The sequence below is a fragment of the Burkholderia sp. MBR-1 genome (assembly GCF_013822785.1).
GTDB classification, from domain to species: Bacteria; Pseudomonadota; Gammaproteobacteria; order Burkholderiales; family Burkholderiaceae; genus Burkholderia; species Burkholderia vietnamiensis.
Map to the genome: position 1 here is coordinate 831,813 of NZ_CP053611.1, position 25,216 is coordinate 857,028.

Sequence of the window (25,216 nt, forward strand, 5' to 3'; positions counted from 1 at the left end):
AATTATTGACAGGCTGATCCGCCGGTCGAGGAATTCAGGCTTTCGCGCGTGAGCGTCGTCGTGAAAGGCGGCATCGTGAGCGCGACGTTGACGAACGGGACCATCGTCTTGACGGTGAGGTTCGTGATGCTCAGCGTCACGAACGAGCAGCTGCTCACGTCGCAGCCCGACGGCGTGTAGGTCACCGCGACGTTCGCATCGGCCAGGATCGGCAGCATCGACTTCACGCGCTTGACGATGCCGGCGGCGTTCACGTCGCACACGATCGCCGTGCGCGCGCCGAGCCGCATCGCCTCGGTGGCCGTGTTCCAGTAGAACAGCACCCGGCCGAATTCGAAGATGCCCAACAGCAGCATGACGAGAATCGACGAGATCAACGCGAACTCGACGATGGTCGCGCCGCGTTGGCCGCGGCGGCGCGACAGCGGAACATGGCGTGCGTTCATGACACTTGCCTCATCACGGTGACGATGTTGCCGAACGTGATCGACGACAGCCCCGGGTAGGCTGGGATCGGCTGGTACGTGTAGCCCTTCACCTTCACTTCGACGACGTTGATGCTGCCGGTCGCGGTGCCGCTCGGCGCGTTGTTGCTCGAGTCGTAGGTCGGCAGGTTCGCGAACTGCGGCGGATCCGACGCATCGGCGCAGTCGGGCGTGTGCGCGGCGTCGCAGACGATCACCATCGACGTGGTAAGCCCCGGCACCAGCTCGGTGCCGGCCGCGCCGCACGTCGTGTTGCCGTAGACGACGAGGCACTGCGCCGCGGCAAGCGGATAGGCGGCGTCGCTCGGCAGATAGACGGACAGGTAGCGCGCGGCGTTGCGCGTCGCCTTGGTGAGCGTCTCGTACTGGTAGATCGCGCGGCCGAACTCGGCCACGCCGGTCGCGAGCACGATCATCGGGATCAGCACCAGCGCGAACTCCACGGCGGCCACGCCGCGCATGCGCGAACGGTGCATCGGAAGCCTTTTCATGATCGCGTCTCCTCTATTGAACGAGCATCGGCACCTTGACGCCCGCCGAGCTGCCGATGCCCGGCAGCCCGTGCGTCGCGCAAGGCGTCGAGCCCGATGCGGTCGAGCCGAGATATTCGAGGTGCGCGACCACGCCGCCCGCGCCCGGGCTGAACGGCAACGGATCGAGCATCAGCACGCAGTCCCACTGCGTGACGTGCAGCTTGCTGCTGCTGCCCGACAGCGTCGAGCAGTCGCCCTCCGGCGCCAGCGCGAGCCGGCGGTCGCCGCCGTACGTCTGATAGTTGCTCGCGGTGGCCGTCCCCTTGGTCGCGATGCCGCTGCCGGCCGGCGGCGCGCCGTCGCCCTGGTAGGACTTGAAGCTGGCGCGATCGAGCACGAACTGTGTGTACGCATCGCCGACGATGCCCGGCGTGCCGGGCGGCCCGTATTTCGGCCCGACATACGCATAGCCGGTGAAGTCGGGCTGGCCGCTCGAGCCGTTCGCGCCGTTCGTATAGATGCCGAAGCGCGTGTTCCATGCGCGCAGCGACGCGGACTTCAAACCGGTCGAGCCGAGATCGGGCGGCGACGTGATGTTGCAGGTGTTGCCCGACAGCTCGCTCGCGATGGTCGTCTCGTTGGTCGAGCCATCGAGCGCGGCCCAGCCGAAGTTGCCCGGCCCGTAGGTCGACGACGACCCGGACGGCGACGAGATCCAGTCGCCGACCTTGTACGGCGCGGCCGACGAGGCGCGGCACACGAACACCGGAATCGCACAGGTCGTCTGCCCGGCGGCGACGGTCGCGATCGCGCTCGCCGATACCTGCGTCGCGTTCGCGACCTGTACGCCGGGCATCGCGTTCAGCACGCCGACGAACCAGTTCGCGATGCCGCTCAACGTGGCCGTGCATTTCACGTACTTGACGTTGGCCGGCGTCGAAACCGCCGTCTTCGTCAGGAACGGATTCGTCAGCGCATCGCTGAACGTGACGTTCGAATCGGTCAGCATCTGCACCGCGCTCTTCTGAAAGAACGCGAAGTTGACGTGACCGGCGGCGATGCCGTCCGCCTCCGCGACGGACAGGCTGATCGCCGAAGTCAGGTCGCGCGCGGCGGACAGCGCGCATGCATCGGCGCTGTTCTGCAGTTCGCTGCGCGTGACGTACAGCTTGCCGAGGTCCAGCGCGAGACCGACGAATCCGATCATCACCGCCAGTGCGAGACCGACGACGATCGCGACGGCACCGCGCTGTCGATGCAAACTGCGGCGCGTGAGTTTCGGATGACGAGCTGCGCTGGACATGGCGTTCTCCCTGAGCTTGCCTGTTGTTATTGCGCCGACTTGCCGATGCCGATCACGAAGGCATTGCCCTTCGGCTCCGGCTGCTTGAACGACTTGTCGTAGTTGTCGAGGGCGGACGCGGCGGCGCTGCCCGCGACCACCGGCTGCGACGCGTGTTCGGCCGCGTGCGGATCGATGATCTGCGCTTGCGTGACGGCGCGCACGGAGTCGCCGAAGCGTGTGTCCCACACCGGCGTCGACGACATGCAGCCGGCCAGCGCGAACGCGAGCGGTGCGGCGAGCGCCGCGCGGCGCACGAATACGAGGTAGGCGGATTTCATGAGCTTCCCCTTGGATGACTTCAACGATCGGTGGACTGGGGGCCTGCGTTCGCCCGCGCGACCTGCGCGTGGGCGGCGGCTGGCAGCCGGGGCTTCTGGGGCGGCGTGTTGCCCGCGGCCGCCGCGAGACGCGCGGCGGCGGCTTCGATGCGTGCGACACGGGCTGCGTTGGCTGCGTTGGCCGCATCGGCCGGCGGCTGCGCGACGGCCGGCGCCGCGCTCACCGCACCGGCCGCAGCCGGTGCGGCTGCCGCCGCGTTCTCCGGCTGGACCGCGGCAGGCGCCGGCGCGTCGGCAGGCGCCGGGGCACGCGGTGCGGGCGCGGCCGCCGCCGGCGCAGCCGATTGCTGCACGGGCGTGGGCGCCGGTGCCTGCGGCGCATCCGCGGCGCCGTTCGCCGGTTGCGCGGCCGGCCGGCGCACGCCGTGGCGGCCTTCCATGTTGCCGGTTGCGTACACGTCGGCTTCGTTCGGCTTCGAGAAGCTGTCGGTCGGCATCGGCTGGTCGGCGCTCTGCAGCGGCTTCACCAGGTGCGGCGTGATCAGGAAGATCAGCTCGGTGCGGTCCTGCTGGAACGACGTGCTGCGGAACAGCGCGCCGAGCACCGGCACTTCGCCGACGCCTGGGATCGCCTTGAGGGCGCCGGTGGCGTTGTCCTTGATGAGCCCGCCGATCGCGAACGACTCGCCGTCGCTCATCTGGACCGTCGTCGAGGCACGCCGCGTCGTGATGAGCGGCAGGATCGACGTGCCGCCGATGTTGGTCGCGCTCAGCGTGACGCCGGTTTGCGACAGCTCCGACACTTCCGGCGCGACCTTCAGGCTGATGCGGCCGTTCGCGAGCACCGTCGGCGTGAACTTCAGCGCGACACCGAATTCCTCCTGCTGCAGCGTGATCGTCGACACGCCGGTACCGCTGCTTTGCGGCACCGGGATGAAGATCTTGCCGCCGGCGAGGAACGTCGCCTCCTGGCCGCTGATCGTCACGAGGTTCGGCTCGGCGAGGATCTTCACGAGGTTGTCGGTGTTCTGCGCGTCGGCCGCGATGCTGAACGGCTTGTTGTTCGCCTTGTTGAACACCGCGGCGCTCGCGACGCCGGCGAGCAGGTTGCTGACCAGCGCGCCGCTCCACGAGCCGAAGCCGCCCTGGATGTTCAGCGCGCTGCCCATCTGGTTGATCAGCGTCTTCGACACCTCGGCCACCTTGACCTCGAGCATCACCTGCTGCGGCGACGTGACGGACAGCATGTTGAGCACGCCGCCGCCCTTGGCCGTCCCGCCTTCGCCGCCGCCGGCGCTGTCGCTGTAGGCGCGCGCGATCTGCACGGCCTGCTGCGCGGCCTGCGAGTTCGACACGGTGCCCGCCAGCACGATCGTGCCGGCCGCGGTCGATACGTGAATGTCGCGCTCGGCCGGCATCAGTTGCAGCAGCGACGCCTGCAGGCCGCCCGCATCGGCGCCGACCGCCACGTCGATCACGCGGCACGCGCCGCTCTTGCCCTGCACGATCATGTTGGTCGTGCCGACCGACAGCCCGAGGATGTAGAGCGTCTGTGGCGATACCATGGTTGCCTGCGCAACGGCCGGATTGCCGATGGTGCGATTGCGGACTGCCTCCGGCATCGGCACCAGCAACGACTTGCCGAGCGGCACGCTGACGCTGGTCGAATCGCGCACCGCGCCCACGCAGTTCGGCCCGCGCAGCGGCCCGGCAGCCGCGGCCGGCGCGGCGGCGATCGCCGGCGCCATGCTGATCGTCATCTGCATCGGTCCCTTCGCGACGGCGGCCGGCGCGCTCGCGCCGCCCTTCGTCAAGGCCGCCGATTCGGCGGCTTCCTGCGCCAGTGCGCTGTATACCGTCAGCGTTCCGGTACAGAGGATCGCGGCCATCATCGCGCCTCGTGCGATACGTGTGCGCACCGGGCCGGTACCTGAGTGTTGCGGATTGATCTTCATTTCGTCTGATCCCCCGAGTGACCGGCGCAGCGCCGGTTGTCGACTTCCAAGGCCGCCGTGCCCTGACGGCGGCCGATCTGGTTAATCTGTTGTGTGGGCCTGTCGTGCGGCTTCAGAAACACTCGACGCTGCCGTGCACGCCGGTCAGTACGCCGATGCAATCGCGGCGTGCCTCCGACGACGCGTGCGACGCGACGTGCACGCGCACGGTTCGCACGCGGGCCGGTGCCGGCGCGGGCGGTGCATCGGGCACCGGTGCCTTGCCGAGCAGCGTCATCTTGGTCGCGCCGTCGGTGGTGAGCGTCTTGTGATCGACCTGGTTGCGCAGCACCAGCGACAGCGTGCCGACGCTGCGGGCGAGGTCGAGGCGTTCGGCCTGGTCGGGCGTGACTTCGAGCGTCACCGCGTTGACGACTTTCGGCGCGGTGTCGTCGCGGCTCACCTGCTGCGCGACCGCCAGCACCAGGATGTGCTCGAGCACGATCTTCGAGATGCTTTGCCCGTCGGTCTTGCCCTGCTGCTCCTGCGTGTTGACGATCACGTCGACGTAGTTGCCCGGCAGCGCGAAGCCCGCGACGCCGACCACGTCGTTCACGCGCACCGTGATCGCGCGGCTGCCGTCGGCGATCACCGCGGACAGCCCGCCCTTGGTGCCGACCGGCGCGAGCTTCGACTCGATCACCGGCTCGCCGCGGGCGAGGCTGGTGCGCACGACGCGCCCTTCGAGTTCCTTCGTATCGGTGAACGCGCCGGTCGGCACGCTGCCCGCCGGCCAGCTCACCATGTGGATCTGGTTCGGCCCGAGCGGCTCGCCCAGGTTCAGGTCGGTGGTCGCGACCGCGACGGACGTGACCGAACCGTTGGACGTGTTCATCAGCCAGCGCGACGCGAACACGACCGCGGCAAGCCCCGCGACCATCGCGACCACCAGCATCAAGATTGCTCGACTGTTTTTCATGGCAATGCTCCTCGACGAATCGTGAAAGAAACAACTCAACCGGCGACGTGCGTGCGACCGCCGCGCTCGCCCGGCGGCAGATACCCGCCGTCGCGCTCCGGCGCCGCGCCGAAATAGCTGGCCCAGGCGTCATGCAGCGCGTCGTGCGTCACTTCGGGCGGATCGCCGCGATACCGCGCGCCGGCGGCAACGAGGCGCAGCAGGTCGGTCGGGTAGCACGCGAGATACGCCTTGCCGGTCGGCAGGTGCAGCCGGTGCAGCAGGTAGTCGAAGGCGTCCTGCGACGACACCAGCCCGAGCGACTCGCACGCGGCGTCGAACACCGCGCGGTAGTGTTCGATCGACATCGCGCCGACGTGCAGCTTGGAGCCGAGCCGGCGCAGGAACGCTTCGTCGGCGAACTGCTCCGGCGCGAGGTTGCTCGAGAACACCGGCCACACGTCGAACGGCAGTACGAAGCGGGTGCCGGAATCGAGCGTCAGGAAATCGACGCCGCGATCGAGCGGGCGCAGCCAGCGGTTGAGCAGATCGCGCGGCTCGACGCGCTGGCGGCCGAGATCGTCGACGATGTACATGCCCATGTTCGCCTTCATGTGCGGCGGCGCCTGGTAGAAGCCGGCCGCGTCGTCGCGGCGCAGGTCGAGCTCGTCGAGCGTCAGCTCGCCGCCGGACATCACGACCGGCCGCTCGCACAGCCGCCAGCGGCGATCGACCGACTGCCCGTCGCCTTGCGACGGCGCGTCGATGTGCACCAGCGGATCGTGGATCTGGATCACTTCGCCGGCCGCGCAGATCGCGTACGGCACCGGCACGTGACCGGCCATCAGCGCGCCGAGCCGCTCGGCGAGGTAGGTCTTGCCGCTGCCGGCCGGCCCGTGGATCAGCAGCGGCCGCCCGGCATTCAGCGCGGCGGCGGCCGCGTCGAGGATCGACGTGTCCATGATCACGCCGTCGAACACGGCCCACACGTCGTTCTGCGCGACGCGCAGCTTGCGCACCGAATGCGCGTCGATGCAGGCGAGATACGCATCGAGCGGCACCGGCGCCGGCCCGCTGTAGCTGCTGCGCGCGCGCTCTTCGAGCGCCGCGACGCGGCCGGCGTCGGTCAGGCGGAACGTCACGTCGAGGTCCGTCGTGCCGCGATGGGTCAGCTCGACCAGGTGCTCGCGCACCAGGAACGCGAACACGTCGTCGAGCACCGCGAGCGGCAGACAGTGGCGCTCGATCAGATCGCCGTACGACGGGCGGCCGAGCACCAGCGTCGCCTTCAGCACGAGCCCGGCCACGAAGGTCTGGCTCAGCCCGGTTTCCGCGATCGAGCGCGGCGCCGGCGGCAGCTGCGCGTCGGGCTTCGCATGCGCTTCCCGCTGCGGCGACGGCTGCGGCAGATGCGCTACCTGCGCGTCGCGTTTCGGTTCGGTGGGATTCGTGTTCATGTTCGTTCCATCCTCGTTGCGGATACGCCGCGCTATGCGCACGATGCGAACAGCATGCCCAGCGTGCCGACGGCGATTGCGACGCCATACGGCAACGCGCCGACCGACGCGGATTCGACGGGGCCGTCGGTTGCCCCTGCAAGCGGCGCGGCGGCGCGATGCGCGACCAGCATCCACACGTTGGTCCACATCCGGCGCATGCGGCCGCGCAGCAGCGCGAAGCCGAGTGCGCCGACGCCGCCCGCGACGAAGGTGGCCAGCACGATGTAGAAGGTCATCTGCGCGCCAACCCATGCGCCAATCGCGAGCATCAGCTTCACGTCGCCGGCGGCCATGCCGCGCAGCAGATAGAACGGCAGCAGCAGCCCGAGGCCGGTCGCCGCGCCGGCAAGCCACGCGAGCACGCCGGCCGGCACGCCGTGCAGCGCACATTGCGCGACCAGCGCACCGGCGAGCCCTGCGACGACGAGCCGGTTCGGGATGCGGCGGTTCGCGAGGTCCGTGCTGGCCGCCACGATCACGAGCAGCGTCACGCACAACGGAACCGGATAAGGCGGCGCAACTGGCAACATGGCGAACCTCGGTCAAATGAAACGATCTGGATTACTGCCCGAGCGCGGTATTCACCGCCGCGGTCACGATCGACGCAATCGCGTCGTACGCGCCTTGAACCGAGCCCTTCAGCGCGACCACGGCGCCGAGCACGACGGTCGCGAACACCGCTGCGAGCAGCGCGTATTCGATCGACGTCACCCCTCGCTCGTCGTCGATCCATCGCGATACCGCTACTGCAAGTACCCTGGCGCGCATGACGGCCTCCGATCCGGTTGATCGACCGAGCGGGAGACGGCTCGCGGAGCGCACCGGCCGAGCCATCCGCCATTCGGTCCATCAGACATTCGTTGCTTGGTATGTCCGGCCTTGCTCGACGGACGACATGGCGACGAACGGGCCGGACCAGCCGTTCGTCGCCCCGTCATTCAGATCGCCGCGTTGAGGTCGTCTGCGATCGTGTTGAACACAGTCTTCAGGTCGTTACCGACCAGCGTCAGCGCGGCAACGAGGCCGACTGCGATCAGCGCGGCAATCAGGCCGTATTCGATGGCCGTCACGCCTTGCTCGTCTTGAACGAAACCGCGGACCTTCTGGATGAACGTGGACATGGCTACTCTCCTTTTGCACTGCTACGAAAACCCCGTGGTCTGGAATAGACGCGGGGAGCGGGTACCACCGGTACTACAAAGAAACTCGGAGCCGAGGCTCAGCGACGGGTGCGGCCGGCTGCGAGCCGATCCGGGCCTGGAGACGTCGGTGAGCTGGTGTGTGCGCTGCACATGCGTGGACCGATCGGCGATACATCACGATCGAACCGGACGGCACGGCTGCCGTCCTGCACAAGGCCGCGGATTGAATGACCGACGCAAGCGCGTCGATACTGCTGAAGGTTCCCGTCGCGGCATGCGAGCCGCGTGGTGCTGTGGTCTGTCATTTTTATTCCCCAATGCTGTCATCTGATTCTTATTGCGCGAACGATGCTGACGCTCGCTCGATCGATCGGTCGACGATGCTGCCCGCCGCTGCGTGGACCACTGCGCCGTATTCCCCGACGCGCTTGCGGTCCATCGTCCTGCACGGGTGAGGCGCTCCGGTATGTTCTGCTGCGTCAACCGGTCGCGGCTCGCATCGTCGCCTGCCGTGCGGCCCTAGACGCAAAGAGCAGGCCAGCCGACCGACAATCGAGGCGCAGCAAGGATTCCGACGATCCATGCGCCGGGCCGGCGGCAGTGCGACACCCGAAATGTTTCAGATTTGATATATGCGCGGCGGGCATCGGCGCGCGTCGGCCGGGCGCAGGCGCGCTGCCAGGGCGGTTCGAAAAATTTTCTCGGGACTTTCCCGAACCCGCGACGCCATTCATCCGACGCGTATTCGATGCAGTCCCGAAGCAGCGACAAACGCGGAATGTTTCAAGCGAGAAACATGAATTGCGCGGCGACCGATTTCTCTGACGTAAAAACGCCGTTTTCGGCCGAAGAACTGCCGCATCGACATCGCGCGTTTCCGGCCGCGGTTTGCGTCGTGCGATTTTTTCTCCAACAATGCATTCACCGGACAGCGCCATCGAATGCGATTCGATCCGGATACACGACAACACGAAAAGCCGCGCGCACACCGCGCGGCATTCACCAAACACGGGGCATCATGTACACGGCCAATGATGGAATGCGCTATCGCGCGACACGCTGTGCTCAATGGCTGACGGCCGACCGAATCGTTCCGTACAGCTGCGTGATGCTGCTGTTGTGCGTGGGCTTCGTGATCACATGGGCCGTCACCACCGACGCGTTCACGGCGCAAACCACCGCCCGCCCCGGCGTCGACTTCTCCGTGTTCTGGAGTGCATCGCATCTGGTGCTGCACGGTCATGCCGCAGCCGTCTACGATCCCGTGTTCTTCTCACGGGCCGAGGTCGCGAAATTCGGTGCCTACATGGGTCACCAGTCGCTGCCCTGGCTCTATCCGCCGACGATGCTGCTGTTCATCGCGCCGGTCGCCCTCGTGCCTTTCCTGCCCGCGTACATCCTCTTTTTTGCGGGCAGTCTTTTATGCTATGCGTACGCCGTCCTGCGACTGTCGGGCCTGCGTGCGCACCTGCCCGTGCCGCGCGCCGCCGTGCTCGTCGTGCTCGGCTACTCGGCCGTCTGCGCGTGCGTGCTGTACGGGCAGAACGGGCTGCTCACCGCCGGCATCGCGGCGCTCGCGCTGCACCTGCTCGGCCCGCGCCCGATCATAGCCGGCGTGCTGATCGGACTGCTCGCCATCAAGCCGCAGATGGCGACGGTGTTCCCGTTCGTGCTGATCGCGACGCGCGCATGGCGCGCGTTCGGCGCGGCGGCGGTCACGACGACGCTGTTCACCGCGGCCGGTTTCGCACTGACCGGCCCAGGCTCGCTGGAGGGCCTCGCTCACGCGTTGTCGATCGTGCGCGGCATGCACTTCACGCTTCCCGCGTACTGGTTCGTGTCGCCGACGCCGTTCGCCGCGATGCGGCTCGCCGGTGCGTCCATCGCGGTGTCGCTCGCGGTGCAGGGCGCCGTCGCGCTGCTCGCGATGGCCGCGGCCATCTCCGTGTGGCGCCGCACGACCGACATGCGCCTGCGCGGCGCGGTGCTGGCCGTCGCGACGCTGCTCGCGACGCCGTACCTGTGGCAATACGAGCTGACCTGGCTCGGCATCGCGGTGTTTTGCCTGATCGCGCACGGCCTCGACGAAGGCTGGCTGCCCGGCGACCAGATCGTGATCGTTCTCGCGTGGCTGCTGCCGGTGTTCGAAGTGTTCAACCGGATCACGAAGTGGCCGCAGATCGGCCCGGTCGTGCTGCTCGCCGTGCTGCTGATCACCGTGCGGCGCGTCGCGCTGCCGCCGCGGGAACGGCAATGAAGGCGCCGCGCTTCCTGCTGCATGGCGGCTCGGCGATCGATGCTCATCCGGAGCTGCCGATCGCCGGCCCGCGCCGCCATCCGCACTGGCTCAATCGCGATCGCGTGCGCACGTATGCGGCGGCGGCCCTGCTGACCGAGCTGCTGTTCGTCTGCGTCTATCTCGCGCGCGTGCACGGCTCGCATACGTCGGTGCCCGAGCCGCTCGCGCAGGATTTCGCGCCGCTGTGGAGCGCCGCGCGGCTCGCGGTGCACGGGCATGCGCTCGATGCGTGGCATTTTCCGTCGCTGTTCGCGATCGAGCGGCTGGCGATTCCGACGCTGAATCTCGCCGGCGGCTCCGCACCGTGGCTCTACCCGCCGACGATGCTGCTGCTGGTCGCGCCGCTCGGCTGGCTGCCGTATCCGGGCGCGCTCGCGATCTGGCTCGGGCTCACGTGGATGCTGTTCGCAGCGACGATCCGCGCGACCGTGCAGCGCGACGCCGCGCTGCTGTGTGCGCTGGCGTTTCCCGGCGCGTTCGTCGCGCTGCTCGCCGGACAGACGAGCCTCGCGAGCGCGGCGCTGGCGGGCCTCGGCCTGCTGGCGCTGAACCGGCGCCCGGTCGCGGCGGGCATCTGCTTCGCGTTGCTGACGGTCAAGCCGCAGATCGCCGTGCTGTTCCCGCTCGCGTTGCTGTGCGCCGCGCAATGGCGCGCGCTCGCGGCATGGGCCGCGACGCTCGCCGCGGGCGTCGTGCTGTCGACGCTCGCGTTCGGCTTCGAGACGTGGATCGCGTTCGGACACGGGATCGCCGACGCATACCGCAACGTCGACGCGGGCCATGCGCAGCTCGCGCGCATGCCGACGGTGTTCGCGCTGGCCGCGTACGCCGGATGGCCGGCCGCGCTGGCGCGCACGCTGCAGCTGCTGTCCGGCGCGGCCGCCGCGCTCGTCGTGGGGTACGCGTGGCGCGGCGCGTGTTCGTACGCGCTGCGCGCGGCGACGCTCGCCTGTGCCTGCCTGCTGGTCAGCCCGTATCTGTTCGACTACGACCTCACGTGGTACGGCCTCGTGATCGCGTGGTACGCACGCTATGCGTGGACGCACGGCTGGCGGCGCTTCGATCGCGAGTGGCTGCTGCTGATGTGGGTCATGCCGCTCGCCGGCCTCGTGCTGGTGCCGCATCTGTCGTTCCAGTTCATGCCGCTCGTCACGCTCGCGTCGCTCGCGATGCTCGCCGCCCGGATCGCACAGGAACGACGCGACGTGCCGTCGATGCCCGACGCGCACGATCACTCGACCGACACCGGCTTCACGCATCCGGCCCGGTCGCATCACCGCTCGACGCACGGATTGCGCCGCATCGGCCGCCCGCTGTTCGGCGCCGATCGCTGATATGTCATTACAGGGGAACCCGTCATGCGCGAATCGCTCTATACACCGCTCGTGTCGCTCGTCGTGCCGTTCTACAACGAAGGCGAAGCCGTCGAACGCTTCTTCGACGTCGTGATTCCGCTGATGGCGGGCATCGAGGCGATCCGCTTCGAGATCGTCTGCGTGAACGACGGCAGCCGAGACGACACGCTCGACCGCCTGATCCGCGCCAGCATGAGCGATCGGCGCGTGCGGATCATCGACCTCACCCGCAACTTCGGCAAGGAAGCGGCGCTCACGGCCGGCCTCGACGAAGCGGCCGGCGACGCGGTGATCCCGCTCGACGCGGACCTGCAGGATCCGCCTAGCCTGATCCCCGTCATGATCGAACACTGGCGCGACGGCGCGGAAGTGGTCGCCGCACAGCGCAGCAGCCGCGCCTGCGATTCGTTCGCGAAGCGCACCACCGCCGCGATCTACTACCGCGTGCACAACCTGCTGTCGGACGTGAAGCTGCCGGAGAACGTCGGCGATTTCCGGCTGATGGACCGCAAGGTCGTCAACGCGCTGCGCAGCCTGCCCGAACGGCATCGCTTCATGAAGGGGCTGTTCGCGTGGGTCGGCTACCGCACCGTGATCGTCGAGTATCAGCGCGACGCGCGCAGCGCCGGGCACTCGAAGTTCTCCGGATGGAAGCTGTGGAACCTCGCGCTCGAAGGCATCACGAGCTTCAGCACCGTGCCGCTGCGCAGCTGGACCTACATCGGCGTGTGCATCGCCGCACTCGCGTTCCTGTATGGGGCGTTCATCATCGCCCGCACGCTGCTGTTCGGCAATCCGGTGCTCGGCTATCCGTCGCTGCTGTCGATCATGCTGTTCATCGGCGGGATCGAGCTGATCGGCATCGGCGTCGTCGGCGAGTACGTCGGGCGCATCTACGACGAGACGAAGCAACGGCCCGTCTATCTGGTGCGCCGCCGCTATCAGGCGCACGCGAAGGTGATCGAGCTGCCGGTCGCGCGCGATGCGCGGCGGGCCGGCGCACGCCGGCGCGTGCAGCCGGCGCGCGTGCGGGTCGGCGCGCGCTGAGCCGCGGGGCGCGCCGATGTTCGCGCTGCTGTATGCCGAACGTGCGCGGCTGGCGCGTTTCGGCGTGACCGGGCTCGGCTCGACCGCGCTGCACGTGCTGGTCGCGTCCGCGCTGTATGCCTGGTTCGATGCGACGCAGGTCGCCGCAAACGCGGCCGCATTCGTCTGCGCGACCGCGTTCTCGTATCTGGCGAACACGCTGTGGAGCTTCTCGTCGACGCTGCATTCGCGCAACCTGCTGCGTTACCTCACCGTCGCAACGGCCGGCTTCATCGAAACGATGCTGCTCGCGCGCGCCGCCGAACTGCTCGACGTATCGCGCGGCGCGACCATCGTCGCGATCGCGCTGCTGATCCCGCCGACGATGTTCGTGATGCACCGCGCGTGGACGTATCGCTGATGCGTCGGCGTCGTGCGAGGCCCGGTGGCCTGCATCCAATCGTTGCATGAGACGGCGATGCGGCGGCTTGCACCGCTTCCGCCGATACCGCTGCTTCGGTCTACCGCTCGCATCCGATCGCATGCGCCGCACGCGCGGCCGTGTCGCGACGTTCATCGAACGGTCATCGAACCGTCGCAGCCGATCGGCGCGGCGCCTGCTAGGATGGCATGTCCGCCGCGGGACGGCGGCGACGCTCGCACGCTGCGCGGCACGAATCGTGCTCGGTGCGCACCCGCCTCCCATTCGACGCCGGCTTCGGCGCTACGCGCCGTCGGCACGAGACTCGTGACTCGTCCATGCCCAGGAAAAAATCCAGCCTCTGGCTCCGGCCTTTCGACCTGCTTGCCGCCGCCACCGGCACGCGGCCGAAACGTAAAACCGCGAAGCCCGCCGCGTCGGTCAAGCGCAGCGCCGGCGCCAAGACGGCGCGCGCCGCCCGCCCCGCCGCGCCCGCGGCCCGCACGTCGCCGCGCGATACGCAGGGGGCGTGGCTGCGTTCGTTCCATTCGGCGCGCCCGGCCGCCGGCCGCCTCGTCAACCATCTCGCCTATGCGCTGTACCTGCCCGCCGCGGCGGCGACGACGCGCGACATGCCGCTCGTCGTGATGCTGCACGGCTGCAAGCAGACCGCCGAATCGTTCGCGGCCGGCACGCGCATCTGCCGCGTCGCGGCGCGCGCCGGGTGTGCGGTGCTGTTGCCCGAGCAGGCCAAGACGGCGCACTCGCACCGCTGCTGGAACTGGCATGGCGATGCATCGCTGTCGGAAGCGCCGGCGATCGCGTCGCTGGTCGATGCGATCGTGCGCGAACGCGGCTTCGATCGCGACCGCGTCTATCTGGCCGGCATGTCGGCTGGCGCCGGGCTGGCCGCGCGGCTCGCGCTCGACTATCCCGACCGGTTCGCTGCCGTCGGGCTGCACTCCGGCCCGGCCATCGCGCCGCCGTTGTCGACGATGGCCGCGATGAGCGTGATGCGGCGCGGGCTGCGCGACGATCCGATCCGCACCGTCGACACCTGCGTCGACACGCATCATTACCCCGGCATGCCCGCGCTGATCGTGCACGGCGGGCTCGACACGGTCGTCGCCGAGCAGAACGCGGTGCAGCTCGGCGTCGCGTTCGCGCGCCTCAATCGGCTGATCGACGAGGCAGGCGAGCCGCGCGTCGGCGAGCAGCGCACGTACACGCACGACGGCGTGCGCTACACCGACTATCTGCACGGCGGCCGGGTGATCGTGCGCGTCTGCATCGTGCACGGCCTCGCCCATGCGTGGAGCGGCGGCGATCCGCGCGAGGCGTTCCATTCCGCGACCGGGCCGGATGCGACCGCGATGTTCTGGAATTTCTTCCGCAGGCGACGGCGCAAGCGCTAGCGCTTGCGCGGCGGCGCGCATGCACGACTCACGCGCGCTGCGCGATCGCCGTCGCGTCGCTCGGGTCCGCGTGCGACCGCCGGATCGGCAGCCGCACGCAGAACGTCGTGCCCTGCCCCGGCACGCTCGTCACGTCGATCGTGCCGCGATGGCGCTCGACGATCCCGTGCGACACCGACAACCCGAGCCCCGTACCCTGTCCGACCGGCTTCGTCGTGAAGAACGGATCGAAGATCCGCCGCGCGACGTCCGGCGCCATGCCGGTTCCGGTGTCGCTGATCGCGATCGACACGCATTCGCCGTCGCTCGACGTGCGGATCGTGATCACGCCGCGCGTCGGAATCGCGTGCGCCGCGTTGACCAGCAGGTTCATGAACACCTGATTCAACTGCGACGGCAGGCATTCGACCGGCGGCACGTCGCCGTACTCGCGCACGATGTCGGCCTTGTACTTCAGTTCGTTGTGGACCACGTTCAGCGTGCTGTCGAGGCCCGCGTGCAGATCGACCACGCTCCACTCGCCGCTGCCCGGCCGCGAGAAATCGCGCAGGTCCTGCACGATTCGCCGCACGCGCACCGCGCCGTCGATCGACTCGTCGATCAGCGTGCCGATCTCGTCGCGCACGTAGTCGAGGTCGGCCGCGCGGCGCTGCGCCGCCAGCGCGTCGCGCGCGGCCGGCTCGAGTTGCGGCAGCAGCGCGTCGTGCGCGGCGAGCACGTCGAGCAGGCTGCGCACCCACGTGCGCAGCGTGTTGAGGTTCGCGCTGATGAAGCCGATCGGATTGTTGATCTCGTGCGCGACGCCGGCCGCGAGCTGGCCGATCGACGCGAGCTTTTCCGATTGCAGCAGCTGCACGTGGGTGTCCTCGAGCGCGCGCAACAGGCGCCGCTGTTCGTCCTTCTCCTGCTCGAGCCGCGCCTGCGCGGCACGGCGCTCGTCGATCTCGGTCGCCATGTTCTCGCGCGTGCGCTGCAGCATCGCGGTGGTCTGCTCGTAGCGGCGCAACGCGGTCTCGAGCTCCGCGGTGCGCACGCGCACCAACCGTTCGAGCGTGTCGGTCATGCCGCGCAGGAACGTCGTGCGGGCGTCGAACCGGCACACCAGCAGCGTGACGGTCAAGGTCGCGGTGGTGAACATCGCGATGGTCGTCGCGAGCCACGGCGCGTCGATCCCGTTCGCGGCGCCGCAGCGCGCGTCCGGCGCAAAATGCGCGGCCGCCATCGCCGTGTAGTGCATGCCGGTGATCGCGATGCCCATGACGAGCGCCGCGCCGATCCGCAGCGCGCTCGCATGGCGCGCGTGCTGCGCGCGCAACGCCTGCGCCATCCACAGCGCGGCCGTCGACGCGATCACCGCCACGCCGATCGACGCCGCGAACAGCGCGGGATCGTAGCGAATGCCGGGCGTCATGCGCATCGCCGCCATCCCGGTGTAGTGCATCCCGACGATGCCCGCGCCCATCAGCATGCCGCCGGCCAGCAGCCGCGCGCCGCCCAGGCGCGCACGCGTGACGACGGTCAGCGCGAAGTACGACACGAGCACGGCGATCGCCAGCGATGCGCCCGTATCGGTCAGCGCATAACCGAGCGGAATCGGCAGCGACAGCGCGAGCATGCCGACGAAGTGCATCGACCAGATCCCCGTGCCCATCGCGACCGCGCCGCCTGCCAGCCAGGCGCGCCTGAGCGTCCGCTTCTCGAGCAGCGAGATGAACGCGGCGAGGTCGAGCGCCGTGTACGAGGCGAGCGTCGCGATCACGAGCGACAGCAGGACGAGCGGCAGATTGTAGGTGCCATGCATGATTGCGCCTCGGTCGGATTGAACGCGTGGCCCTCGCGTGCGAGGGCCGTGCAGCCGCGCGCCGGCTCAGGCGGGCGGCGCGTGGCTCGCCGCAGCCGCGCCCGCGCCCGCGCCCGCGCCCGTCGCACCGGTCGCACCGGTCGCGCCGGCCACCACGAGGATGTCGAACGACGTGCCTTCGCGCGCCTCGAAGCGGCGCACGAGTTCGATCTGGTGCGCCGTCATCACGCTGCCCTTCGTCATCAGCAGCACGCCGCGATGGGTGCGCAGATCGTCGGCGAGCTGCATGCCCTCGCGCAGCTGCGCGGACTGGATCTCCGCCACCGACGCCGCGATGCCGAGGTTCTGGGGATCGCGCATCAGGTCGATGAAGCGCGCGACGAGCAGCGGGTCGTAGCGCACGCCGGCCTGCGAGCGCAGCACGTCGATCGCCTGCTCGACCGAATGCGGCGCGCCGATTTCGCCGTTGCGCAACCCTTCGAAGTCGCGCGCGATCGCGACGATCCGCGAGCCTTGCGGAATCGCGTCGCCGACGAGGCCGTCGGGCGTCCCGCGTCCGTTGAAGCGCTCGTACTGGTGCAGCACGATCGACGCGACCTTGTGCAATTGCGCGATCGGCGTCAGCACCATCTGCGCCCGCAGCGGGTGCTGCTGGAACAGGCTGTGTTCGTCGGTCGTCATCTTGACGATCGGCTTGTGCAGCAGCTCGTCGGGCAGCGACAGCTTGCCGATCCCGTGCAGCAACCCCGCGTAATACACGTCCTGCGCGTGCAGGCTGCTCATCCCGGCCGACAGCGCGAGCCGGCGCGCGATCTCGCCGACGCGCATCGCATGACCGCTCGCCGATCCGCAGCGCAGCTCGATCATGCTGGCGCAGACCTGGACCATCGCGGTGAAACTGCTTTTCAGGTCCTGCTGCGCGGCTTCGAGGAACAGCACCGTCTGCGCGAGCTCCTCGGTGCGCGCGCGCACCTGGGTCTCCAGCTCCGCGTTGAACCGGCGCAGCGTTTCGTTCTGCGCTTCGGTCAACGCGGCGAGCCTCGCGGCCTCGGCGCGCAGGCGCCGCTGCTCGAGCGCCTGCTCGAGCGTCATCAGCAGGTCCTGATCGTCCCAGGGCTTGTTCAGGTAGCGATACACGCCGCCCTCGTTGACGGCCTCGACGATCGACGCGATGTCGGAATAGCCGGTCAGCAGCACCCGCATCGTCTCCGGGTACAGCGCGCGGGCACGGCGGAGAAACGCCGCGCCGCTCATGGTCGGCATCCGCATGTCGGACACGATCAGGTCGACTTCGGTCGTCGCGAGGATTTCCAGCGCCGCCTCCCCGCTGTCGGCCGTCAACACTTCGTAATTCGCGGGCCGCAGCACGCGCCGCAGCGCGGACAGCACGTTCGGCTCGTCGTCGACCAGCAGGATCGACGCGGTGCGGCGCGGCTCGCCGTCCGCCGTTGCGCCGATCGTTTCAGGCAGCGCGGCAGTCATGCCGGTCGCGCCATCGGTTGCGGCTGTTCCGTTCGTCGCGGAAATCGTCATAATCGGCCTCGGATCAATTGTCTTCACCACCTCTCCTCTGTGAGAACGGCCGGCGGCGCGCATTCCGTATCGGGGAAAACGCTGATGCAGCGCAGCCGACTGGCGGCGCAGCTGGCTGCGACGCGCGCCGGCTTCCGGTATCGTGGCGGGGCGCGCCGAGCGCGGCACGCGCCGGCTGCACACTCATTCAACCTATGGAGCACGCATGATCCTGGAAATGGCATCGCTCGAAATCGATCCGGCGCAAGCCGCCCAATTCGAAGCGGCGGTTCGCGCCGCACTGCCGCTGTTCGCGCGGGCGCGCGGCTGCGGCGGCGCGCAGCTGCATCGCGTGATCGAGCGCAGCGGCGGCTATCTGCTCGTCGTCGAATGGGAAACCGTCGACGACCACATGGTGCATTTCCGCCAGTCGGACGACTTCCAGGCGTGGCGGCAGCTGGCTGGCCCGTTCTTCAAGAGCCCGCCGCAGGTCGTGCATACGGAAGTCGCGGTGAAGTGAGCGCCGCGACACGCGAGCGGCGCGCCGCCCCGCATAGGCGGCGTCGCGCCCGCACGCGCACGCGCACTCGCGCGCGCCGTTCGCGCGTGAGCGCAACGCCGCATCCCGCGCACCTCGCGCAACCGATCCTCTACGAGCCTTCGCAATGACCATCGACCCTTCCGTCCTCGCCGCCTTCACGCCGACCGGCAAGCTGCGCGCATCGATCAATCTCGGCAACCCGATTCTCGCGAACCGCGACCCGGCCACCGGCGAGCCGTTCGGCGTGTCGATCGACCTCGCGCGCGCATTCGCCGAGCGCCTGTCGGCCGAACTCGAACTGGTCGTGTTCGACGCGGCCGGCAAATCGGTGCAGGCGCTCGCCGACGAGCGCGCCGACTTCGGCTTCTTCGCGATCGATCCGCTGCGCGGCGAGACGGTCGCGTTCACCGAGCCGTACGTGCTGATCGAGGGCTACTACCTGGTGCGCGACGATTCGCCGATCCGCAGCAATGCCGACGTCGATCAGCCGCACAACCGCGTGACGGTCGGCAAGGGCAGCGCGTACGACCTGTTTCTCACGCGCGAGCTGAAGGCCGCGCAGATCGTGCGTGCGCCGACTTCGGCGGACGTCGTGCCGACCTTCGTCGACAAGCGGCTCGAAGTCGCGGCGGGCGTGAAGCAGCAGCTCGAGGCCGATGCGGCGAAGACGCCCGGCCTGCGGCTGCTCGGCGAGCGCTTCATGGTGATCCGGCAGGCGATGGGCGTGCCGAAGAGTCGCGGCGAAGCGGCCGCCGCGCTGCTCGGCGCATTCGTGGAGGAGATGAAGGCGTCGGGCTTCGTCGCCGATGCGCTGCGGCGGCACGGGATCAGCGGCGCGTCGGTCGCGCCGTAACGCTGACCGGCCACTCGCCGGCCGCGCTGCATGGCGGCGGCGGCCTCGGTGCGGACGGAGGCGCCGGCATTACTCCGCGGCGGCCGGCACGAACGGCCGCGGATACCGCCCCGCCGCCTGACGCTCGATCATCCAGTCCGGATAGCCGGACGGCAGCGCACTCACCGTGTCGAGATGCGCCAGCTCGTCCGCGCTCAGCACGACGTCGAGCGCGCCGAGATTGTCTTCGAGCTGCTCGATCCGTTTGGCGCCGACGATGACGCTCGTCACATGCGGCTTCGCGAGGAGCCACGCGAGCGCGATCCGCGCCACCGACACGCCGCGCGCGTCGGCGAGCGTGCGCATCGCCGCCACGCACGGCCACGCGCGCTCGAGATCGACCGGCGGGAAATCGAAATGCGCACGGCGCGCACCGGCGTCGGCCGGCGCGCCGGGCCCGAACTTCCCCGACAGCAGGCCGCCGGCGAGCGGCGACCAGACCAGCAGCGACAGTTGCTCGTCGCGCACGAGCGGCACCAGCTCGCGCTCGACGTCGCGTCCGGCGATCGAGTAATAGGCCTGCAGCGTCTCGAAGCGCGTCGCGCGGAGCGCTTCGCTGAGCCCGAGCGCCTTGCCGATCTTGCCGGCCCGCCAGTTCGAGACGCCTACATAGCGCACCAGCCCCTGACGCGTCAGGTCGTCCAGCGCCCGCAGCGTCTCGTCGATCGGCGTGACCGGATCGTTCGCATGGATCTGGTAGAGGTCGATATGGTCGACCTGCAGCCGTTCCAGGCTGCGCTGCGCCGAATCCATGATGTGCGCGCGCGACGCGCCCTGATCGTTCGGCTTCGGACCCATCGCGCCGGCCGTCTTGGTCGCCAGCACGACGTCGGCGCGCGGCACGCCGAGGTCCTTCAGCGCCTGGCCGACGATGCGCTCGGACTGGCCGAACGAGTAGACGTCCGCGGTATCGATGAAGTTGATGCCGCCGGCCAGCGCGCGTTCGATCAGCCGGTTCGCGTCGTGCTGGCCGACGGCGCCGATCGCCGCCCACATGCCGGCGTCCGCATTGCCGCCGAGCGTCATCGTGCCGAGACACAGCTCGGAGACGTACAGGCCCGTGCGGCCCAATTGCTTGTATTTCATCCTGGTTCCTTTCCGGTTCGCCAACACCGCATGCGGCGGCGCGCGCTCACGCGTCGCGCGCCGGATGCGAATTCAGCCGATCTGTGCGCGCCCCGCGCGCCACTGCGCGGCGACGGTCGCGACGCGCTCGCCGTAGCGGCGCGCGGTCTCGAGATCGCCCGGCGACATTTCGTCGGGCGACGCATCGGCCGGCGTCTGCGCCATCGGCGCAAGATACGAGCCCATGCGATTCAGGTCGTCGCGCTGCGACGCCTTCAGGTTCGCCGGCTTGAGGTCCATGCTGACCCAGAGGCCGCCGTGCTGGCCCGCCAGCAACACGAAGTACTCGAGCGTGTTCAGCTTGTCGCCGTTGACGCTCGCGCTGTTGGTGAAGCCGCCGAACAGCTTGTTGCGCCACGCGCCTTCGAACCACGCCTTCGCCGTGGCGTCGGCGAATTTCTTGAACTGCCAGCTGGGGCCGCCCATGTAGGTCGGCGAGCCGAACAGGATCGCGTCGGCCGCGGCAAGCGTGCGCCACGCGTCGTCGGCGACGTTTCCGTCGGCGTCGATCGCGACCAGCACGGCGCCCGCGCCGTCGGCGACGGCCTTTGCCATCCGTTCGGTATGGCCGTAGCCGGAGTGGTAGACGACGACCGTGCCGGCCGCGGAGGAAGTCGATTGCGTCATGGTTGAGCGTCCTTTGGTTCGGGTTGCCGTCGGGCGACGACATGGGAACGCACTTTACTGAGTCGCAAATGCGTTATAAATGGGCGACCTTTGAACGTTCTGTTACCCCCGGAGAGAACAATGCAAAACCTCGATGCGCTTTTGATCTTCGCCCGGGTGGCCGAGATGACGAGCTTCACGCGCGCCGCCGAGAGCCTGGGGATCCAGAAGGGACGCGCGTCGATGGTCGTCCGCCAGCTGGAGCGCGACGTCGGCGTGGCGCTGCTGCACCGGACGACGCGCAGCGTGCAGCTGACCGAGGACGGCCGCGCGTTTTACGCGCGCGCCCGCGATCTGCTGGCCGAAGTGCAGGAATTGCAGTCGATGTTTTCGGGCAGCGGCACGCGCCTGCGCGGGCGGCTGCGCGTCGACATGCCGACCGAGCTGGCGCGCAGCGTCGTGGTGCCGGCGCTGCCGCAGCTGATGGCCGCGCATCCCGAGCTCGAGCTGGAACTGTCGAGCACCGACCGGCGCGTCGATCTCGTGCAGGAAGGGTTCGACTGCGTCGTGCGGCTCGGCCCGATCATCGACGACACGCTGATCGCGCGGCCGCTCGGCCGCCTGCGGATGATCAATGCGGCGAGCCCCGACTATCTGGCGCGGCACGGCGTACCGCATACGCTCGACGATCTGCTCGGCCAGGGGCACCGGATGGTCCACTACTCGCTGACGCTCGGCGCGCGGCACGCCGGATGGGAATACCCGAAGGGCGACGGCTACGCGACGCTCGCCTTGCCGAGCGCGATGCAGGTGAACAACGTGCAGACCTATCATGCGGCCGGGCTGGCCGGCATCGGCCTGATCCAGGCCGGCTATTCGGGCGTCGCGCCGCACATCGCGAGCGGCGCGCTGGTGGAGGTGCTGCCCGACCTGCGGCCCGAACCGCTCGCCGCGTCGCTGGTGGTGGCGCATCGGCGCAATCTGTCGCCGCGCGTGCGCGCGTTCATGGACTGGATCGAACGCGTGCTGCAGCCGTACTTCGATTGAGCGCACGCGGCATCGCGCGAGCGGCCGTCCTCGCCGCCAACGACCCGTTGCGACGTTTCAGATCTGCAACCTGAACCGCGGTGCGGTCGCCCGGTTTCGTCAGACGCAGGTAGGCGCGCGTCGGCGCGGTCTGTACTGCGGCATACGCTCCCGACGCTGCCTCGCGGCTTGCCCGATATCCGCGCGTGCGCGGCGCGGCGCGGTTGCGCGATCGCAGCGCGGCGCCGTCGCCTTCGCGTTGAGCGCGACCGCGCCGAGATGGCGGCCGGCATTCGCCAACGCAACGAACGACGGCCGAGCCGATTCGCGGCGCGCGACCGTTTCAGGATCGACACATTTCCGGCGACGGCGAGCATCCCGACCCGCATGGGCGCGCCGCCGGCCGCCTGCCCGCGCGCATCGACGGCCGTGGCACGCTCCATGCGTTCACGCCAGAGACGCCGGACCCACCGTATCGGCGCGCACACAATATTTCGAATAAGTCCGCGTCCGGCGCACCCGTCGATGAGTTCTCCGGTGCACGGCGCATCGGGGGACACGATGAAAACGAACACGACCGTCTCGATCGGCGCGGCTGCGCGTGCCGACAGCAGCACAGCAACGCTCCCTTCGCGGCCGCTGGCCGCCGCATCTCGCGCATTTCATCGCGCCGACGCGCTCGACGCGAACCCGGCGACGCCCGTGCGCACGCGCACGCGCGCGCCGCGTGCGGCCGCGCGCAGCGCCGGCGTCCGCAGGTTCGGCCGGCCCACCGCCGGCCGCGCACCGCAACCCGCACGCTGAGCGCCAGCCGGCGCTGCATTCGGACGCACCGCGGCCGTCCGCGCGCGCCGCCGACAGCGGCGGCCGGCGCCCGGTGGCCCGGTGGCCCGACAGCTCGTTGCACCGCCGGCAGCCGGCAAGCGCACGCAATCCCGTCGACGAGAGCCTGCCCTTCCGTCATGAATCCGACTGAGAAACCCGGCCGTTCGGACATCGCACTGGTGGTTTCGCTGGCCGTCCTGTTCGTGGTCGCGCATCCCTACACGGGCATCCGGCACGACGCGATTCTGTACACCGCGCAAGCGCTGCACAACCTCCATCCCGACAGCTTTGCGCACGACCTGTTCTTCCAGTACGGCTCGCAGGATCGCTGGACGATCTACGGGCGGATGTTCGCGCTGCTCGTGTCCGCGCTCGGCCTGCGCGCGAGCAATCTCGCGTGCCTGATCGCCGCTCAGGCACTGTGGTGGACCGGCATCTGGCGGCTCGCCCGCCAGCTGCTGCCCACGCCGTGGCACTGGGTCGCGCTGCTGTTCGTCGCGTGCATGCCGGCCGATTACGGCGCCGGCCTGATCTTCTCGTACGACGAAGGCTTCGTCACCGCGCGGCTGCCGGCCGAAGCGCTCGGCCTGTGGGCGATCGCGTCGCTGCTCGAACGCCGGTATCGCGTGGCGCTCGCGCTGACCGTCGTCGCCGCCGCCGTTCATCCGCTGATCGGCGGCGCGGCGCTGGCGTTCGTCGCACTCGTGCGGCTGCCGCGCGTCGCGTGGTGGCGGCTATTGCCGATCGCGCTGATCGCGTTCGCCGTCGTCGAGATGCCGGCCTTCCACGCGCTCCACCTCGATCCGTTCGATCCGGAATGGCGAGCGATCGCGCGCTACAACGTGCCGTTCCTGTTCCCGACCCTGTGGTCGCTCACCGCGTGGAGCAAGCTGTGCTGGGCGATCGCGCTTCCCGCGGCGCTATCGGCGGACCCGGCGCAGCCGCAACGCGCGCTGTGGTCGAACCTCGCGTTGATCGGCGTGGCGGGCGTCGCGGCGACCACGATCGCGGACCTGACCGGCCAGGACGCGCTGTGGATCCAGCTGCAGCCGTGGCGCACGCTGTGGCTGCTCTCGGTGATGCAATGGCCGGCGGCCATCCTGCTCGTGCGGCGCGAAGCACGCGTGCGGCCGACGCTGCTCTGGCTGCTGGCGATCTGCTGGCTGCTGCTCGACGTCGGCGGCGGGGTCATCGCGCTGGCCGTCGCCGCCGCGCTGCACGTGGGCGCGCGCCGGCCCGCCGCTGCGGTGCCGGTCACGCAGCTGCGCGACCTCGGTACGGTGCACCGCGCCGCATGGATCGGGACGACGCTGATCGCCGCGATCGTCTGGTTCGTATTCCAGTGCGCGTATCAGGTCGCGCGCGCCGCCTATCCGACCGGCAAGGTCGCGCTCGACATCGGGTGGCTCGAGGCGTTGATTCACACGCATCTGGCGATCGTGCCGGTCGCGTTGCTGGTCGCGCTCCACCTGTCTCGCACGCGACTCGCGGCCGCCGCGCTTCCCGTCACATTGGCCGCGCTCGCCGCGTATGGATTCGTCAATCTCGACCAGCGCTCCGCGGCGGCGACGCTCGTCGAAGCGAGCGCCGACCGCCCGGCGCTCGCGCCGTTCGCCCGCACGGTCGCTCGCGGCGACATCGTGTATTGGGACGGCCCGGGCGACGAAGTCGTCTACCCGTGGTTCCTGATGAAGACGTCGAGCTATTACTCGTCGGCGCAGGCGGCCGGGTTGATCTTCAACCGCCGCACCACCTTCGAGGCCGTGCGGCGCGTCGAGCTGATCCGGCGAGACCCGTATGCCGCGCGGCCGCCGCGCGGCGGCGCCACCGCCGCCGCTGCGGACAAGCACTCGAACGTCTTCGTGTCCACCTACGACTACGTCGCGCTGACCGCGGCCGGCATCCGGCGCGTGTGCGCCGATCCCGTGCTCGATTTCATCGTGTCGCGTCGGCACTACCCGGCATTGGCGACGCGCGACGCGTGGTCGCCCGACGCCGCAAGCACCTTCTGGCTGTACGACTGCGGCCGCATCAGGACGGCAGGCGCGGCCGCGCACGCGCTGACCGTACATGCGCAACCGCGCACCGACACCGACGCAATTCACGAGCGAATGCCCGCTGCAGCGCAGGCCGGCCCGCCCGCGCGTGACGACGCGCGCATGAACGGCGCTTGAGCCCGACGCCCGCAACCGCTTCGACATCACGGCTCGCCGTCCGGCTGGAACGGCAGAGACGACACACGACAAACCAGCGACTCG

24 protein-coding genes are annotated in these 25,216 nt (G+C 69.4%); 10 read left to right on the forward strand and 14 right to left on the reverse strand.

Annotated elements, in window-relative coordinates:
* Positions 1-2: 2 nt before the first annotated feature.
* The 10 genes from MBR110_RS28155 to MBR110_RS28200 all read right to left on the reverse strand — a co-directional run bounded on the left by MBR110_RS28155 (position 3) and on the right by MBR110_RS28200 (position 8,093).
* Complete coding sequence (locus tag MBR110_RS28155; protein ID WP_011880525.1) at positions 3-446, reverse strand: TadE/TadG family type IV pilus assembly protein; 444 nt, start codon at positions 444-446, stop codon at positions 3-5.
* Positions 443-946: a TadE/TadG family type IV pilus assembly protein gene (locus MBR110_RS28160; protein ID WP_175658136.1), complete on the reverse strand. Its 504-nt coding sequence runs from the start codon at positions 944-946 to the stop codon at positions 443-445. The genes MBR110_RS28155 and MBR110_RS28160 overlap by 4 nt, the downstream gene beginning before the upstream one ends.
* Before the next feature lie 43 nt (positions 947-989).
* Positions 990-2,261 carry a TadE/TadG family type IV pilus assembly protein gene (locus MBR110_RS28165; RefSeq protein WP_011880527.1) on the reverse strand — a complete coding sequence of 424 codons (1,272 nt, stop codon included), beginning with the start codon at positions 2,259-2,261 and terminating at the stop codon, positions 990-992.
* Positions 2,262-2,287: 26 nt separating this feature from the next.
* Positions 2,288-2,581 carry a hypothetical protein gene (locus tag MBR110_RS28170; RefSeq protein WP_041494398.1) on the reverse strand — a complete coding sequence of 98 codons (294 nt, stop codon included), beginning with the start codon at positions 2,579-2,581 and terminating at the stop codon, positions 2,288-2,290.
* A 20-nt stretch (positions 2,582-2,601) separates the two neighbouring features.
* Positions 2,602-4,536: a type II and III secretion system protein family protein gene (locus tag MBR110_RS28175; protein WP_045579840.1), complete on the reverse strand. Its 1,935-nt coding sequence runs from the start codon at positions 4,534-4,536 to the stop codon at positions 2,602-2,604.
* Positions 4,537-4,648: 112 nt separating this feature from the next.
* Positions 4,649-5,494, reverse strand: coding sequence for a Flp pilus assembly protein CpaB (cpaB, locus tag MBR110_RS28180; RefSeq protein WP_011880530.1), 846 nt, complete (start codon positions 5,492-5,494; stop codon positions 4,649-4,651).
* 35 nt (positions 5,495-5,529) lie between these two features.
* The gene (locus MBR110_RS28185) at positions 5,530-6,930 is read right to left on the reverse strand and encodes an ATP-binding protein (protein WP_181709569.1); all 1,401 of its coding nucleotides are present in this window, start codon (positions 6,928-6,930) and stop codon (positions 5,530-5,532) included.
* A 32-nt stretch (positions 6,931-6,962) separates the two neighbouring features.
* Positions 6,963-7,502: an A24 family peptidase gene (locus tag MBR110_RS28190; protein ID WP_059567091.1), complete on the reverse strand. Its 540-nt coding sequence runs from the start codon at positions 7,500-7,502 to the stop codon at positions 6,963-6,965.
* A 31-nt stretch (positions 7,503-7,533) separates the two neighbouring features.
* Positions 7,534-7,740 (reverse strand): Flp family type IVb pilin, encoded by a 207-nt coding sequence (locus MBR110_RS28195; protein WP_011880533.1) that lies wholly within the window; start codon positions 7,738-7,740, stop codon positions 7,534-7,536.
* A gap of 170 nt (positions 7,741-7,910) precedes the next feature.
* A complete protein-coding gene (locus tag MBR110_RS28200; RefSeq protein WP_011880534.1) occupies positions 7,911-8,093 on the reverse strand; it encodes a Flp family type IVb pilin in 183 nt (60 codons plus the stop codon).
* A gap of 1,039 nt (positions 8,094-9,132) precedes the next feature.
* On the opposite strand from MBR110_RS28200, the gene MBR110_RS28205 reads away from it, so the two are divergent.
* The 5 genes from MBR110_RS28205 (at position 9,133) to MBR110_RS28225 (ending at position 14,630) form a co-directional block, all read left to right on the forward strand.
* Positions 9,133-10,371, forward strand: coding sequence for a glycosyltransferase family 87 protein (locus tag MBR110_RS28205; protein WP_175999739.1), 1,239 nt, complete (start codon positions 9,133-9,135; stop codon positions 10,369-10,371).
* Positions 10,368-11,747 (forward strand): glycosyltransferase family 87 protein, encoded by a 1,380-nt coding sequence (locus MBR110_RS28210; RefSeq protein ID WP_014726181.1) that lies wholly within the window; start codon positions 10,368-10,370, stop codon positions 11,745-11,747. Before MBR110_RS28205 ends, MBR110_RS28210 begins: the two co-directional genes overlap by 4 nt.
* Positions 11,748-11,771: 24 nt before the next feature.
* On the forward strand, positions 11,772-12,815 hold the full coding sequence (locus tag MBR110_RS28215; protein WP_011880538.1) for a glycosyltransferase family 2 protein: 1,044 nt from the start codon (positions 11,772-11,774) through the stop codon (positions 12,813-12,815).
* A 16-nt stretch (positions 12,816-12,831) separates the two neighbouring features.
* The gene (locus tag MBR110_RS28220) at positions 12,832-13,215 is read left to right on the forward strand and encodes a GtrA family protein (protein WP_045579844.1); all 384 of its coding nucleotides are present in this window, start codon (positions 12,832-12,834) and stop codon (positions 13,213-13,215) included.
* Between the two features lie 338 nt (positions 13,216-13,553).
* Entirely contained in the window at positions 13,554-14,630 is a 1,077-nt protein-coding gene (locus tag MBR110_RS28225) for an extracellular catalytic domain type 1 short-chain-length polyhydroxyalkanoate depolymerase (RefSeq protein WP_181709570.1), read from the forward strand.
* 28 nt (positions 14,631-14,658) lie between these two features.
* Here the strand turns inward: MBR110_RS28225 and MBR110_RS28230 are convergent, their stop codons facing one another.
* Positions 14,659-16,431, reverse strand: coding sequence for a histidine kinase (locus MBR110_RS28230; protein WP_181709571.1), 1,773 nt, complete (start codon positions 16,429-16,431; stop codon positions 14,659-14,661).
* A gap of 66 nt (positions 16,432-16,497) precedes the next feature.
* Positions 16,498-17,964 (reverse strand): HD domain-containing phosphohydrolase, encoded by a 1,467-nt coding sequence (locus MBR110_RS28235; protein ID WP_181709572.1) that lies wholly within the window; start codon positions 17,962-17,964, stop codon positions 16,498-16,500.
* A gap of 205 nt (positions 17,965-18,169) precedes the next feature.
* Between MBR110_RS28235 and MBR110_RS28240 the strand changes: the two genes are divergently transcribed.
* Both MBR110_RS28240 and MBR110_RS28245 read left to right on the forward strand, forming a co-directional pair.
* A complete protein-coding gene (locus tag MBR110_RS28240; protein WP_011880543.1) occupies positions 18,170-18,463 on the forward strand; it encodes an antibiotic biosynthesis monooxygenase family protein in 294 nt (97 codons plus the stop codon).
* Positions 18,464-18,608: 145 nt separating this feature from the next.
* On the forward strand, positions 18,609-19,337 hold the full coding sequence (locus MBR110_RS28245; RefSeq protein WP_011880544.1) for an ABC transporter substrate-binding protein: 729 nt from the start codon (positions 18,609-18,611) through the stop codon (positions 19,335-19,337).
* A gap of 69 nt (positions 19,338-19,406) precedes the next feature.
* Here the strand turns inward: MBR110_RS28245 and MBR110_RS28250 are convergent, their stop codons facing one another.
* The gene (locus MBR110_RS28250; protein WP_059669077.1) at positions 19,407-20,462 is read right to left on the reverse strand and encodes an aldo/keto reductase; all 1,056 of its coding nucleotides are present in this window, start codon (positions 20,460-20,462) and stop codon (positions 19,407-19,409) included.
* Between the two features lie 72 nt (positions 20,463-20,534).
* Positions 20,535-21,128, reverse strand: coding sequence for a flavodoxin family protein (locus MBR110_RS28255; RefSeq protein ID WP_059463210.1), 594 nt, complete (start codon positions 21,126-21,128; stop codon positions 20,535-20,537).
* 120 nt (positions 21,129-21,248) lie between these two features.
* On the opposite strand from MBR110_RS28255, the gene MBR110_RS28260 reads away from it, so the two are divergent.
* The 3 genes from MBR110_RS28260 to MBR110_RS28270 all read left to right on the forward strand — a co-directional run bounded on the left by MBR110_RS28260 (position 21,249) and on the right by MBR110_RS28270 (position 25,132).
* Complete coding sequence (locus MBR110_RS28260; protein WP_011880547.1) at positions 21,249-22,154, forward strand: LysR family transcriptional regulator; 906 nt, start codon at positions 21,249-21,251, stop codon at positions 22,152-22,154.
* A 168-nt stretch (positions 22,155-22,322) separates the two neighbouring features.
* Positions 22,323-22,937: a hypothetical protein gene (locus tag MBR110_RS28265; protein WP_181709573.1), complete on the forward strand. Its 615-nt coding sequence runs from the start codon at positions 22,323-22,325 to the stop codon at positions 22,935-22,937.
* A gap of 158 nt (positions 22,938-23,095) precedes the next feature.
* Positions 23,096-25,132: a hypothetical protein gene (locus MBR110_RS28270; RefSeq protein ID WP_181709574.1), complete on the forward strand. Its 2,037-nt coding sequence runs from the start codon at positions 23,096-23,098 to the stop codon at positions 25,130-25,132.
* Positions 25,133-25,216: the final 84 nt, after the last annotated feature.

Excerpts from the sequence above, each read along its gene's own strand:
- MBR110_RS28270 (WP_181709574.1), top strand. The coding sequence starts at position 23,096 with ATGAATCCGACTGAGAAACCCGGCCGTTCGGACATCGCACTGGTGGTT.
- MBR110_RS28195 (WP_011880533.1), bottom strand. The coding sequence starts at position 7,740 with ATGCGCGCCAGGGTACTTGCAGTAGCGGTATCGCGATGGATCGACGAC.
- MBR110_RS28225 (WP_181709570.1), top strand. The coding sequence starts at position 13,554 with ATGCCCAGGAAAAAATCCAGCCTCTGGCTCCGGCCTTTCGACCTGCTT.
- MBR110_RS28165 (WP_011880527.1), bottom strand. The coding sequence starts at position 2,261 with ATGTCCAGCGCAGCTCGTCATCCGAAACTCACGCGCCGCAGTTTGCAT.
- MBR110_RS28220 (WP_045579844.1), top strand. The coding sequence starts at position 12,832 with ATGTTCGCGCTGCTGTATGCCGAACGTGCGCGGCTGGCGCGTTTCGGC.
- MBR110_RS28250 (WP_059669077.1), bottom strand. The coding sequence starts at position 20,462 with ATGAAATACAAGCAATTGGGCCGCACGGGCCTGTACGTCTCCGAGCTG.
- MBR110_RS28190 (WP_059567091.1), bottom strand. The coding sequence starts at position 7,502 with ATGTTGCCAGTTGCGCCGCCTTATCCGGTTCCGTTGTGCGTGACGCTG.
- MBR110_RS28160 (WP_175658136.1), bottom strand. The coding sequence starts at position 946 with ATGCGCGGCGTGGCCGCCGTGGAGTTCGCGCTGGTGCTGATCCCGATG.
- MBR110_RS28205 (WP_175999739.1), top strand. The coding sequence starts at position 9,133 with ATGTACACGGCCAATGATGGAATGCGCTATCGCGCGACACGCTGTGCT.
- MBR110_RS28210 (WP_014726181.1), top strand. The coding sequence starts at position 10,368 with ATGAAGGCGCCGCGCTTCCTGCTGCATGGCGGCTCGGCGATCGATGCT.
- MBR110_RS28170 (WP_041494398.1), bottom strand. The coding sequence starts at position 2,581 with ATGAAATCCGCCTACCTCGTATTCGTGCGCCGCGCGGCGCTCGCCGCA.
- MBR110_RS28260 (WP_011880547.1), top strand. The coding sequence starts at position 21,249 with ATGCAAAACCTCGATGCGCTTTTGATCTTCGCCCGGGTGGCCGAGATG.
- MBR110_RS28240 (WP_011880543.1), top strand. The coding sequence starts at position 18,170 with ATGATCCTGGAAATGGCATCGCTCGAAATCGATCCGGCGCAAGCCGCC.
- MBR110_RS28215 (WP_011880538.1), top strand. The coding sequence starts at position 11,772 with ATGCGCGAATCGCTCTATACACCGCTCGTGTCGCTCGTCGTGCCGTTC.
- MBR110_RS28230 (WP_181709571.1), bottom strand. The coding sequence starts at position 16,431 with ATGCATGGCACCTACAATCTGCCGCTCGTCCTGCTGTCGCTCGTGATC.
- MBR110_RS28255 (WP_059463210.1), bottom strand. The coding sequence starts at position 21,128 with ATGACGCAATCGACTTCCTCCGCGGCCGGCACGGTCGTCGTCTACCAC.
- cpaB (WP_011880530.1), bottom strand. The coding sequence starts at position 5,494 with ATGAAAAACAGTCGAGCAATCTTGATGCTGGTGGTCGCGATGGTCGCG.
- MBR110_RS28175 (WP_045579840.1), bottom strand. The coding sequence starts at position 4,536 with ATGAAGATCAATCCGCAACACTCAGGTACCGGCCCGGTGCGCACACGT.
- MBR110_RS28185 (WP_181709569.1), bottom strand. The coding sequence starts at position 6,930 with ATGAACACGAATCCCACCGAACCGAAACGCGACGCGCAGGTAGCGCAT.
- MBR110_RS28235 (WP_181709572.1), bottom strand. The coding sequence starts at position 17,964 with ATGACGATTTCCGCGACGAACGGAACAGCCGCAACCGATGGCGCGACC.
- MBR110_RS28245 (WP_011880544.1), top strand. The coding sequence starts at position 18,609 with ATGACCATCGACCCTTCCGTCCTCGCCGCCTTCACGCCGACCGGCAAG.
- MBR110_RS28200 (WP_011880534.1), bottom strand. The coding sequence starts at position 8,093 with ATGTCCACGTTCATCCAGAAGGTCCGCGGTTTCGTTCAAGACGAGCAA.
- MBR110_RS28155 (WP_011880525.1), bottom strand. The coding sequence starts at position 446 with ATGAACGCACGCCATGTTCCGCTGTCGCGCCGCCGCGGCCAACGCGGC.